Genomic DNA, 12,028 nt, shown 5'->3' with positions numbered 1-12,028 from the left:
TTGGGGGATGTTGGTGATAGCTATTGGCTCTAACTTTAGTTATGGCCATAAAAATAGCCAGAACAAATGAACTGGCTATTAGATGTAAATGGATTTGCTAAGGGGGTTTATAGTGGCTTTAGTTTGCCTTTTGCATCAGCAATACATTGATAGTTTTTAGATTGCATAAACTCAGCAAGCTCAGACTCAATACGCTCGAAACAAGCTTCGCCTTCTTTTTCAAAACAAGTAGCAATTTGTACCGCGTCCGCGCCTGCTAATAAATATTCAAACGCATCGATACCGGTTTTAATGCCGCCAACACCGATGATTTGAACATCATCATCTAACAGTTCACGAAATGCGCGCACATTGGCAAGGCCAATAGGCTTAATGTAATCTCCACATAAACCACCAAAGCCGCCTTTAGGTTTAATGATAGGTTGCTCTGTGTGTGGATCAATCACTAAGGTGTTGCCGATAGAGTTAATGCAGGTAATGAACTTTACTGGGTATTTCTTGATGATATTGGCCACTGCAATAAAGTGTGACATATCAAAATACGGCGCTAATTTAATCCCAATAGGTTTATTGCCTAAGGCGGTAATCGCGGCAAGTGCTTGGTCTGTCTGTTCAAAGTCATAAGCGACTTGAGCTTTACCAGGGATATTAGGGCAAGAAAAGTTTACTTCAATTAAATCGACGTCACTGTTTTGAAACGCGGTGACCATTTCAATATTATCTTCAACGCTAAAGCCCGAAACACTGACAATGACAGGTTTCCCCAAGGCTTTTAATTGCGGCACCATTTCTAAATACGCTTTGTATCCAAGGTTGGGGAGCCCCATAGACTGGATAGATCCTAATGGCAGGTTTTGATATCTAGGTTCAGGGTTTCCTTCGCGCGATTCAATTGTACAAGACTTGGTTACCACGGCTGCCGAGTTGGATAGTGCAATGGTGTGCAACTCATCCCAAGTGGTACATTTAGGGCCAGAGGCATTCATCAAATAACTGTCTAGCTGTGTTCCAGCAATTTGAGTGGATAAATCGATGTTCATGAAGCGTCCTCTTGACTGAATTAGTATGGATAAAACAATACGACCGCTTTGAGGTGATTAAGGTTTTTGAAAGGTTTTAAATTATTCACCGCCAAATTGCGCCATAGTTTATTCAGCAAGACAATATAGACATTGATTAGAAACAAGAAAAAAGCAAAAGAGACAATAAATTTGTAATAGTGTTAACTAGAGCAAACAAACAAGAAACTCAAAGTGACCTGCAGCGGCTAGGTCACCAGTTCATAAGGGTTTATTTTAAGCGATAAATAACTTCTACACGTTCTTCAACGCTCACCTCACCATATTGATAACTTTCTGCCATATCGCTTTGCATTGCGCTCATTCTCATCATTACGGGTTGCACTGGGTGCTGTGTTAAGTAACGTATTTCCCATACGCCATCGAGTTCACGGTCAAAACCTTGCGCTAGAGAGTGCGCTTTGTGCTTTGCATCTTTAATGGCTGCTTGTCTTGCTTGCTCAATAGCTTGGGTTTCATCGGATGATTTTAAAGCAATATTTTGCACTCGGTTAATGCCTTCTTCTAGAGCTGAATCCAGAATGTCGTTTAACTTAGCTAACTCTTTAACGCTAACCGTCAACTGTCTGCTAGCACTATATCCGGTTAATTCTTTAGGTTGGTTTGATGGGTAATGATATTGCGGTTGAATGTGCAAGTTTGCACTTTGAATGTCCTGTTTACTGACACCAGCCTGTTTAAGGCGTTTGATAAACTTAACGACCGCTGCATCAACCGCTGTTTTAGCTTCTTTGGCGTTATCTTTGGTTAAGCTTACTTGTACTGAAATCTCTGCCATATCAGGGGCTACTTTAACTTGGCTGGTGCCAACGGTTTCTAAGTGAGGGAAATCATAGTTAGCGGCTATTGCGGTATTGGTTGTTAAACCGAAAACGAGCCCAGATGCGATTAATGTACTTAACAAGGTTTTTCTTAGTGTGTTCACATTGATTAATTGAGTCATAATTGCTCCAGCAATAATAGAAAGTAAATTCGTTGTTATTGCTATAAACGCAGACAATATAGAAAAGGGTTATTTTTTTAAAAATATTGTTAGAACGTTGAATGGATTGTGCTGGCTAACAGGTTGCTAGCTTTATGAAAGGTTCACTGAATTGACTGAAACAACAGAGGTTGAACACAAGGACAGATAAAGGTTTATCTGCCCTTAGCATTTCAATTAGATGTAACGACTTGAATAAGTCGAGCTTAGTTGTATCAATGTACTCGTTGTCCATTAACCCAGGTTTCGCTGACTTTAGTTTTCCAAATATCTTCAACAGGGGCTGAGAAAATATCGGTTTCGATTAAGATAAAGTCTGCTTTCAATCCTGGTTTTAGCTGACCAATCTCTTTTTCTTGATGACCAGCAAAAGCGGCATTAGTGGTAAAGCTGGCGAGCGCTTCAGTGAGTGTCATGCTTTCTCTACGGTACCAACCATCAACCGGCTGATTGTCATGGTCTTGTCTGGTCACAGAGGCATGAAGGCCATAAAAAGGGTTAGGGGACTCAATGGGAAAGTCAGAACCAGCTGCAATAACAGCGCCCGCATTGATTAATTTACGCCAAGCGTAAGCGCCCTTTATTCGCGAGTTGCCCACTCTATCTTCTGCCATATTCTTATCGCTGGTGGCATGTGTTGCCTGCATAGAAGCAATCACATTGAGCTCAGCAAATCGAGAAATATCACTGAGCTGCAATACTTGTGCATGTTCAATACGGTGTCGTAAATGGCGACTGTTACTGTTTGCAATTAATGATTGGTAATGATCTAAAACAATTTGATTGGCATTATCACCAATTGCGTGGGTATTAACCTGAAACCCTGCTTTCATGGCTTTTTCAATCTTATCACCTAAGGCTTGGGGCGAATATAGCAATAACCCCTTGTGGCCTTTTAAGTCACTATAATCTTCAATTAACGCAGCGCCGCGACTGCCTAATGCGCCGTCAGCAGAAATTTTAACACTGCTAACACGGAATTTATCGGTATCGATACGGTATGGTCCAGCAGCCATTAATTGATCAAACTCAGGATCTTCAGCGTCAATCATGCCGTAAACGCGAATAGGCATTTTACTGCGTAAGTCCAAGGCTTGATAAGCCGCAATGGTATCAGACTGAATCCCAGCGTCATGCACACTGGTTAACCCTAATTCTGCTAATGAGGTTAAAGCTGTTTCTAGCACTGCTTGTTGCTCTTCAATCGACAGTTTAGGGATATTGTTGGTAATTAAGCTCATGGCATTATCAATAAATACGCCAGTAGGCTGACCATTTTTATGGCGAAGGATCTCGCCGCCTGCAGGACTGATTGAGTTGATATCGACTCCAGCAACTGCCATTGCTGCTGAATTTGCCCAGCCAGCGTGCCCATCAATTCGTACTAACCATACAGGCGTGTCAGGAAATATCTTATCGAGAGAGGCGGCAGTAGGAAATTGCTTGCTTGGCCATAATACTTGGTTCCAACCTCTGCCTTGTACCCAGTTTAGTGATGATTGTTGCTGCCTAAATTTATCGACAATATTAACAGCGTCGTATTCTGATTTACTGTCGCGTAATTGAGCACGCATCAAGCTCAAACCGTAACTCAATACATGCCCGTGAGCATCAATTAAGCCCGGAAGTAAGGTTCGACCTTTACCATCAATATGATTGATATTAGCTTCGGTTTTATAGGGTAAGTTGTCTTGTTCGGTATATATTTTTTCGATGGTGTCACCATCAAATTGCAAGGCTCTAAATTCGATGAGGTTGCCATCTTGAACAGTATATCCATGAATGTTACTGATCAATTGACTCTGGCTAAGCGCGGGGAAACTGACTAAACAGATACAAGTGATAAGCAGCTTTTTGTAGGTATTTATCATGTGTTAATTCGTTCCATGTTCTTATTGTTTTGTCTTTTAGCTATTGAACAATATTTAATTTTTGTTGTTGATTTTATGTTAACTGGTTTTTTGTAGAAAAACGAGAGTGAAATAAACATGTTAATGCGTAATCGACAGATTCATTAAGCAGGTGAATGGCAAGCAACTAACGTGATAACTGCTACACTAGAAATGTCTTAAACGACTTGCTACTAATGTTACTGGTGTAATATTCAAGCGAGTGACTATTTAAGTACAATAACGGTATTTTGATTTAAATCATGATGTTTAGGCAAAAAGTGTAAACAAAAAAGATTTAGACAAAAAGTTGAGAAGCAGTATTAAGCAAAGGCAAGTGGAGAGGTTATGGGGTTAAGCGCGTCAATATTAGTACTTTTAGGGTTAATTGGACTGAGTTTATCCTTAAAGCCTGCATATCAAATTTGTGCTTATTCTCAATTTAGCAGCAAAGGTTGGCTAACCCTGTTGATGCTAATCGCATTGTTTATTGTGAGTTATTTTAGCTATTTATCATTATTATTGAAGGCTCAGGAAACCGTTAATTTTATTCAATTGGTTGTCGCAGGGATCTTTTTTGCCGGAGGTTGGTTTGTTTATTTGGTGACACGTTTGAGCAAGCAAACAATCGAGAATATGGATAATTTACTGCAAGAAAAAAACCATCAAGCTAATCATGATTTGCTTACAGGGCTACCTAACCGTCAACAGTATTATCGTAGTATTGATCAATTCATTGCAAAAGAACCTGAGACGTTTTATTGCATGATGTTAGACATTAATAATTTCAAAATGATTAATGATACTTTTGGTCATTCAGAAGGTGACAGAGTTTTACAGATTGTGGCTGAACGTATAGACAGCGTGTTACCAGCAGATGCACTTGCTGCAAGAATTGGCGGTGATGAGATTGCCATTATTATTCCTGATGCTCAGGATCGCAATATCTCAATAATAGCCAAACAAATCGAACAAGCTCTACTCGTTGATATTCCATGCTCTGGGCACATGATTGTTATTGGTGCTAGCATTGGGATTGCCCAATTTCCCAAGGATGGGCAGGATAGAAAGTCGCTGATGAAAAATGCCGATATTGCGATGTATTCTGCTAAGCGTAATGAAGTTTCACATCAGTATTTTCAGCCACATTTAACCTCATCACAATTTCCCAAGTATGCTTTAGATATTGATAAGTCTAGTTTTTAGTAGGACCTGAATATGATAAAATTCAAGTTCTCTAGAGGACTATTTAAGTGACTAGACTAGCGGCTATACAAGTGCAAAGTCAGTTGTTATATACTGTACAAATATAAGTGTTACAGAGACCACTATGACAACAGAGCAACGACTCCTGAATGCAGCAAAAGAATTAATCAAACAGCATGGTGTGATTAACTTTTCAATGTCGGATGTCCCTAGGGCTTGTGGGTTATCTAGAGCCTGTTGTTACCAAAATTTCCGTGATAAAAATGAAATTTTAGCCGCGCTTTGTATCGAAGAAGTTCAAATGAATATCACAGCCATTAATGAGCAACGTTTTGAAGACTTTGCAATGATTTTCAGTATGGTATTAAGACCGCTGATTTTTAATCATTTAAAAGACAAAGACCGATTAGCACTTGAGCATATTTTTGCTGAGTTAACATCATTGATAACACTATTACCTGAAAAAGAAGAATTCAAATTCTTAAAGCGCGGCTTCGAGTTTCTCGAGCTAGAACGAAAGCGCAACCATCCTTAAACCTTTTCATCGTTTTGATAACCTCTGTCAATGTGGCATAAGGCTAAAGCCAAAGCAAAAGTCTAATCAGGCTGTTGCAATGCAATTTTGTATGTATTCTCTCAAACCCAAATCATCTTGTGATATTTTTTAAGTTTAGATATTAATCTGAAATAGTTTCCTTACTTTAGCTTCCTTTCATTAGTTCCTTTTCTAAGTTAATTCCCTTTAGCTATTTTAGCTGTTAAATGTACTCCTTTTATTATGCCGGTTAACTAAAGTCCCAATTTTAATCGCTTCAATAAATCTGAATGATTAAAAAATGTTCTTTTAAGCATATGAATGAGTGACAAAGGTATTGGTGTTAATTTAAAGTAACGGCCTTAGGTGAATAAGGTTAAGCCGTTAATGTATATAAACGGCAAAAATTCTACTGATAGCTGCGGCTTTATAGCTGGTTATCAATAGCAAGGAAGCAACAATTGCATGAGTAAGCAAGAAAATCCACAAGCTGAACAACTTGATGAGGCATCAATTGCTCAAGAGCAGGCCCTTAATCAACAAGCCGCGCTAAAAGCTTCTAATGACGATCACCATCAACACCTATTAGGTCATTGTCATCATCATAACCAAATGCAGCAGCACTTGGATGACACGCTAAATTCATGCAGTAGTGACGGACAAGCATCAGAAGTAGAACAGACAGAAACGCAAGCACAAGAACAATTAGCTTCTCTAGCATCACTAACGCCAGAAGCCATTAAGCCTAGAACAGTGAAACTGCCTCTAGTCAATGTGTATGCTAAAGGTGGCTACTGTGTGCAAATGCACCTTGGAAGTGAAGGTCGTCCTGCAAATCTAATCGTTGATACAGGCAGCAGTACTTTAGTGGTTAAAAAGCAGGTCTATAGACCGCACGATGATCAGCTACTGCAATCTGGCCCATTTGCTCAGCAAGTGATTTATGGTGCAGGCGGTTGGGATGGGCCATTAGTGCATACCAAGGTGAGTGTCAGCCAAGATGGGCTTAAAGATGATTTGTTAGCGCAAGATTCACTAGATAAAAATACGACAACCCATGTGCCGCATCTTAACCTCGCTCATGAACCGCTTGATTTAGAAGGCTGCCCTGTAGCAATTGTACCCTCGTTAGAGCATCAAAAAACCTTTGCTGATGCAGATGGAATACTGGGTCTTGCTTATTATGGCTTGAACAAGAGCTACGATTTAACTGCCTATATTGAACAACATGAAATTAAGCCTGCATCGACTTTCCCATGGCCATTTTTAGAACCTAACTCAGTGTGCCCAGCACATAGTGATCATGACGCGAAGAGTTGTGATGGAGCTGACGAGCAAGAACGCTTTAGCGGCGAAGATTTAAAACGCTTTCGAAAGTTTCTTAAAAAGCAGCCGCAACAGACCGTTGTGCCGTATTTTACCCGCCTTAACAATAGCGGTTTAACCAACAATCGTTTTGCTTTTCATTCAAAGCGCTCAAGTATTCATATTGCTAAAGATGACTATACCCAAGAGCAAATCGCAGCCGATCCACTTAACAAAGGTTGGTTGATTTTAGGTGGTGGCAAAGAGCATACCGAGTTGTATCAGGGAAAGTTTAAAACCATTGATGTTATTCATAATCGCTATTACAACGTCAAATTGTACTCCATGAGTGTCGGCGACCAAGCGCCTGTCGCAGCCCCAGCTTTGCAAGAAAAATACATTCCTTCCCATAAAAGTAACGCCATTATTGATACTGGGGTGTCAGGAATTTTGCTAACCAACTTATTGTATGAAGCTATGTTGCAAGGCTTTAGCAATGTATCAGAAGCGTTTGTGGAGTTAGTCACCCCGTTTAAAGATATCCGCTTGCAAGAAGAGGGGATTGATATGACTGAACTATTTAAAGGCGGTGATATGACGGGTCATCACTCCAATGATTTGAGTCATTGGCCAACACTGCACTTCACCTTTGATGGTGAAATCACCAACGAATGTCCTGATAAAGAAAATGAAGTGATTGATAAAGCGATAACTATCAGTTGTAAGCCAGAACATTATTGGCAGCTGAACTCGCCAAGTCCTGGTAAAGCGTGTTTTAAAATATTGAGTCAGCTACCTCGTTGGCCAAATCAATGCTTATTAGGCACACCGCTGCTTAATGATTATTACGTAATTTTTGATCGTTCAGCCCACGAAACAGGCGTGATTCGATTTGCAGAGCAAAGAGATTGATACTCTATTCTCAAGGAAAGTTATATGCATGAGTTTGAAACTGAACGATTGAAGATGCGCTTGTTGCAGAAAGAAGATAAGGACTTTTTTGTAAGCTTATATACAGATCCTAAGATAATGCGACATATAGCGGAGCCATTTGACTTCGCTAATGCTGAGTTAACATTTGAGCGAGCTATGGAATTCTCAACTCGAGATGTTTTTAAACAAAAAGTGTGGGCAATTGTTGATTTAATGACTGATAAAATTATTGGTATACAAAGTTTATCAAAGCACCCCACTGATAAAAATAGTGCTATAGCAGGGCTAATCTTAGAGCAAGGTTATCACTGTAAAGGCTTCGCAAAAGAGTCATTAATATGGATGGTCTTTCATGGTTTAAATAACCTGTTGTTCAAAGTTATTCATGCTAGCTGTTCTGTTGAAAATAAATCTGCAATTAAATTGGTTCTGAGTTCTGAGTTCTGAGTTCTGGATATGAGATAACAGCCAGAGCTTCTATGGAGTGACTGCTTGGTTGGGTTTAGGTTAATTATTGAATTTAAAAACGGTAGATTAATATGATGAGTTTTGAAAGCGAAAGGTTTTCAATGCGACCGCTTCAAGTTGAGGATGAACAGTTTTTTATTAGTTTATATCGTGATCCCAATGTTATGAAACACATCGCTGCGCCTTTTAGTATGACTCAAGCAGAAGAGTTTTTTAATGCCGCGTTAAATGTGGATATGACTAATGATATTAGACAGATCATTTGGGTGATTATTGATAAACAAACTCAAGAGAAATTAGGTATTCAGTCAATCATAATTTTTAGTAAAAAACAAAAAAATGCTGAAGCTGGCTTGATTTTAATTAAAGAAGTCCATGGCAAAGGTTATGCAGTTGAACTGTTCAAACGTATGATCGAATTTGGCTTAAACGAGCTACATTTGCCCCAAATAGATACCTTTTGTGATAGTAAAAATCTCCCTGCTGTAAAGGGTATTTTAGCTGTAGGTTTTGTTAAAATTAGTGAGGCTGAGCAGTCACATTTTTCCATTGACTCAGCTAGGCAGTAAAAAAGAAAATCTGAAATTAACAATTGCATTCCAAATTGTAACAATAGCTGTTAATTTACTGCTTTAGGTGAGTTTACATTGTAATAACATGATGAGAGTAAATTAATGACAGGAAGTTTAGCTTGTGTCGGCACAGGAATGACACTCGGTGCTCATATATGTCCGCTCAGTAAAAGTTATATAGAACAAGCTGATGTGGTTTTTTCTGCTGTGTCGCACGGTATCACTGAGCTTTGGCTACAAGAAATGCATCCGGACGTTCGCAGTTTACAAAAGTATTACCAAGAAGGTAAGTCTCGGCAGATTACTTATAATGAAATGGTTGATGCGATGATGACTGAAGTTAGAGCGGGTAAAAAAGTGGTTGGTGCTTTTTATGGCCACCCTGGGGTATTTGCTCAAGCACCGCATAAGTCTATTGCGATGGCGAAAGCTGAAGGTTATCAAGCGCGTATGGTACCAGGCATTTCAGCAGAAGATTGTTTAATTGCTGATTTGGCCATTGATCCAGGTCGTTTTGGTTGTCAACAATTTGAAGCCAGTCAGTTCATGTTTTACAAGCGTCAATATGACCCCTCATGTTATTTAGTTTTATGGCAAATCGGTTTGGCCGGTGATAAATCTCTGGCAAAATTTTCAACTGGTGCAGCGCATAGACAAGTACTAATTGAGCTACTTTCAGAAGTATATCCACTAGATCATCAGGTTATTTTGTACGAAGCTGCTGTGCTACCAATTGATACGGTAAGAAATGAGTCATTGTCCATTGCAGATTTAGCTGAAGCTGAAATATATATGCATACCACGTTAGTGATCCCACCTAGTCAAAAAATGAAGCCAAACAAAAAGGTTCTCGACCGATTAGCTGAAATTGAACTCAAATTTTCGCACATGAATTCTGAATTATCCAATACAGAAGTCGTCTGATAAAACATTATTTAACAACAACTTAAAAATGAAGGGAATGTAATGTCAAAAATTATAAGTTTACTTGAACGTATAGGGCAAGATGCCAACCTTGCTGCTGCTGTAGATTACAATGAAGCCATTGAACAGTCTGAATTAAGTTTAGAACTAAAAAAATCCTTGTTATCTAAAGATGTATATTCACTGACTGAACAGCTTAATGTTCAAGCTGAGCTAGTTTGCGGATTATTACCAGCTGAGGAAGATGAAGATAAAGACGGTGACGATGAGGAAGATAAACCAACAGAAGAAAAAGCAAGTCAATTAGAATTTGTTTAAAAGAGTCTTTATAGATGATTAAATTGCTGAACGGTATAGCTTTAATATTACTTCTATCCAGTTATTCAATTGCCCAAGAAAAAATTATTGATACAGATATGCCTGATATCGATATTTTATTGAAGCAGGCCGATAAGGTTAGAAGTCAACAACCTAAGCAGTTTAATCATTTACTTGCTTATCTAAAAACGTTTGAAAGTGATTTTACGTCAGAGCAAAGTAACTACTATAGGTACTTGTATGCATATCAGTTAGGATTTAAAGGAGATTTTAATCAAGCACAAAGAATTTGGGAAAGTATCAGTAAGTCTCAGGTTTCTACGGAATTGAAATTTAGGGCAAATTTATCATTAGTTAATATATTTTCATATACAAAAGAATGGAGTGAAGGCTTAGTTTACCTTGAAGAGAATTTAAAAAATTTACATTTAATTGAAAATAGCGAGGTCAGTCAGCTTGGGATTTTCGCAACTGCTATGTTTTATAATCAAATTGGTCAGTATGAGTTAGCTTTGAATTATGCGAACCAAATAGATATGTTAGCAATAGAAGATAGAAACCAGTGTATCGTAAAGCATCAAATAGTAGAGTCAAAATTTTATCTTAGTAAGATTAACCTTGAGTCAATTGAAATCAGTCAAGCTTTAAAATCATGCTTAATTAGTGAAGAAAGTGTTTGGTATAATTTAACTAATTCATTTATTGCAAAATTACACATTAAAAATGGAAGCGATGATGAAGCAATTAAGTTGTTACTAAACAATATCAATGACGTCGAGACTGTTAATTATATACCTGTGATGGCGATTTTTAATTCATTATTGGCCAAAGCATATCTAAATTTAGGTGAATACGAAAAAGCATTTTTTTATGGCGAAAAGTCAATCGCTCTAATCCCTAGTATTAGCAACTCAGATACCGAAATGATTGCTTATGAAGTATTGTATAAAGTTGCAGTAAGGGAGCAGGCTTTTGAAGCCGCATTAAATTACTATATAAAATTTGCTGAAGCCGAAAAGTCATACTTTGACGATCTCAAAACCAAATACCTCGCCTTCCAATTAGCTCAGCACAGAGCCGTCGAGCAAAAAGTCCAAATTGAACTACTCAACAAACAAAATAAATTATTAAAGGCTAGTCAGCGCTTAGCCGAAAGTGAAACTGAAAATAATCGTTTGTTTATGGCTTTGCTGATCATGGTGATCAGTTTGTTGGCCATTGCGGCTATTCGCTCGAACAGAAACCAAAAACGCTTAAAACACCTTGCTCAAATTGATTCGTTAACCCAAATTTATAACCGTGGCCATTTTAATACGGCAGCGCAAGATGCGATGTCAGCTTGCCAAGTTAATCAAGACAATATCAGCTGTATTCTGTTTGATTTGGATAAGTTTAAAACTATCAATGACAACTATGGCCATGCATGTGGTGATTGGGTGCTTAAAAATGTTGCTCGTACTTGTATGAATATAGGCCGTACAAATGATATTTTTGCTCGCTTAGGCGGGGAGGAATTTTGTATTATCTTGTCTCGTTGCGATGCCGTTACGGCATTAAAGATTGCTGAAGATTATCGCAAGGCGATTGCCAATATTGATAGCAGCCCAAGCGGTTACACATTCCCTATTACTGCAAGTTTTGGGGTCACTGACAGTGTGCAATCTGGTTACAGTGTTGAAGCTCTAACAGGTCATGCAGACAATGCCATGTATCTAGCTAAAAGCACTGGCCGTAATAAAGTATGTAACTATGCCGATGTACTTGCTTCTAAAGCATCTTGCTCGGTGATTATTTAGTTTTACACTGACTTAACGCCA

General features: G+C 38.6%; 11 protein-coding genes. 8 read left to right on the top strand and 3 right to left on the bottom strand.

From position 1 onward, the window contains the following. Window positions 1–107: 107 nt before the first annotated feature. The 3 genes from AB4153_RS04995 to AB4153_RS04985 all read right to left on the bottom strand — a co-directional run bounded on the left by AB4153_RS04995 (window position 108) and on the right by AB4153_RS04985 (window position 3,932). Complete coding sequence (locus AB4153_RS04995) at window positions 108–1,040, bottom strand: dihydroorotate oxidase (protein WP_102528108.1); 933 nt, start codon at window positions 1,038–1,040, stop codon at window positions 108–110. A gap of 250 nt (window positions 1,041–1,290) precedes the next feature. Continuing rightward, the gene (locus AB4153_RS04990; protein WP_102528107.1) at window positions 1,291–2,022 is read right to left on the bottom strand and encodes an oxidative stress defense protein; all 732 of its coding nucleotides are present in this window, start codon (window positions 2,020–2,022) and stop codon (window positions 1,291–1,293) included. A 254-nt stretch (window positions 2,023–2,276) separates the two neighbouring features. After that, window positions 2,277–3,932 carry an amidohydrolase gene (locus AB4153_RS04985; protein ID WP_102528106.1) on the bottom strand — a complete coding sequence of 552 codons (1,656 nt, stop codon included), beginning with the start codon at window positions 3,930–3,932 and terminating at the stop codon, window positions 2,277–2,279. Between the two features lie 366 nt (window positions 3,933–4,298). On the opposite strand from AB4153_RS04985, the gene AB4153_RS04980 reads away from it, so the two are divergent. The 8 genes from AB4153_RS04980 to AB4153_RS04945 all read left to right on the top strand — a co-directional run bounded on the left by AB4153_RS04980 (window position 4,299) and on the right by AB4153_RS04945 (window position 12,007). Next, window positions 4,299–5,156 (top strand): GGDEF domain-containing protein, encoded by an 858-nt coding sequence (locus AB4153_RS04980; protein WP_102528105.1) that lies wholly within the window; start codon window positions 4,299–4,301, stop codon window positions 5,154–5,156. 124 nt (window positions 5,157–5,280) lie between these two features. Further along, window positions 5,281–5,691, top strand: coding sequence for a TetR/AcrR family transcriptional regulator (locus tag AB4153_RS04975; protein WP_102528104.1), 411 nt, complete (start codon window positions 5,281–5,283; stop codon window positions 5,689–5,691). A gap of 465 nt (window positions 5,692–6,156) precedes the next feature. Next, window positions 6,157–7,908 (top strand): pepsin-like aspartyl protease, encoded by a 1,752-nt coding sequence (locus AB4153_RS04970; RefSeq protein WP_371996547.1) that lies wholly within the window; start codon window positions 6,157–6,159, stop codon window positions 7,906–7,908. Window positions 7,909–7,932: 24 nt separating this feature from the next. Further along, a complete protein-coding gene (locus AB4153_RS04965; protein ID WP_303518350.1) occupies window positions 7,933–8,376 on the top strand; it encodes a GNAT family N-acetyltransferase in 444 nt (147 codons plus the stop codon). Window positions 8,377–8,468: 92 nt separating this feature from the next. Continuing rightward, on the top strand, window positions 8,469–8,966 hold the full coding sequence (locus AB4153_RS04960) for a GNAT family N-acetyltransferase (RefSeq protein WP_303518347.1): 498 nt from the start codon (window positions 8,469–8,471) through the stop codon (window positions 8,964–8,966). 105 nt (window positions 8,967–9,071) lie between these two features. Then, window positions 9,072–9,893: an SAM-dependent methyltransferase gene (locus AB4153_RS04955; protein ID WP_303518344.1), complete on the top strand. Its 822-nt coding sequence runs from the start codon at window positions 9,072–9,074 to the stop codon at window positions 9,891–9,893. A 42-nt stretch (window positions 9,894–9,935) separates the two neighbouring features. Next, entirely contained in the window at window positions 9,936–10,211 is a 276-nt protein-coding gene (locus AB4153_RS04950; protein ID WP_303518341.1) for a hypothetical protein, read from the top strand. Window positions 10,212–10,225: 14 nt separating this feature from the next. Next, the gene (locus AB4153_RS04945) at window positions 10,226–12,007 is read left to right on the top strand and encodes a diguanylate cyclase (protein WP_371996546.1); all 1,782 of its coding nucleotides are present in this window, start codon (window positions 10,226–10,228) and stop codon (window positions 12,005–12,007) included. The last annotated feature ends 21 nt before the right edge of the window (window positions 12,008–12,028 follow it).

This window comes from Shewanella sp. 10N.286.52.E4 (assembly GCF_041468785.1).
GTDB lineage: Bacteria > Pseudomonadota > Gammaproteobacteria > Enterobacterales > Shewanellaceae > Shewanella > Shewanella electrodiphila.
The sequence above is the reverse complement of the archived record's forward strand: the minus strand, read 5'-3'. Positions and strand labels throughout refer to the sequence as shown.

Bases quoted from the DNA above. Each gene is read 5' to 3' on its own strand.
- AB4153_RS04995 (WP_102528108.1), bottom strand. From the start codon at position 1,040: ATGAACATCGATTTATCCACTCAAATTGCTGGAACACAGCTAGACAGT.
- AB4153_RS04990 (WP_102528107.1), bottom strand. From the start codon at position 2,022: ATGACTCAATTAATCAATGTGAACACACTAAGAAAAACCTTGTTAAGT.
- AB4153_RS04985 (WP_102528106.1), bottom strand. From the start codon at position 3,932: ATGATAAATACCTACAAAAAGCTGCTTATCACTTGTATCTGTTTAGTC.
- AB4153_RS04980 (WP_102528105.1), top strand. From the start codon at position 4,299: ATGGGGTTAAGCGCGTCAATATTAGTACTTTTAGGGTTAATTGGACTG.
- AB4153_RS04975 (WP_102528104.1), top strand. From the start codon at position 5,281: ATGACAACAGAGCAACGACTCCTGAATGCAGCAAAAGAATTAATCAAA.
- AB4153_RS04970 (WP_371996547.1), top strand. From the start codon at position 6,157: ATGAGTAAGCAAGAAAATCCACAAGCTGAACAACTTGATGAGGCATCA.
- AB4153_RS04965 (WP_303518350.1), top strand. From the start codon at position 7,933: ATGCATGAGTTTGAAACTGAACGATTGAAGATGCGCTTGTTGCAGAAA.
- AB4153_RS04960 (WP_303518347.1), top strand. From the start codon at position 8,469: ATGATGAGTTTTGAAAGCGAAAGGTTTTCAATGCGACCGCTTCAAGTT.
- AB4153_RS04955 (WP_303518344.1), top strand. From the start codon at position 9,072: ATGACAGGAAGTTTAGCTTGTGTCGGCACAGGAATGACACTCGGTGCT.
- AB4153_RS04950 (WP_303518341.1), top strand. From the start codon at position 9,936: ATGTCAAAAATTATAAGTTTACTTGAACGTATAGGGCAAGATGCCAAC.
- AB4153_RS04945 (WP_371996546.1), top strand. From the start codon at position 10,226: ATGATTAAATTGCTGAACGGTATAGCTTTAATATTACTTCTATCCAGT.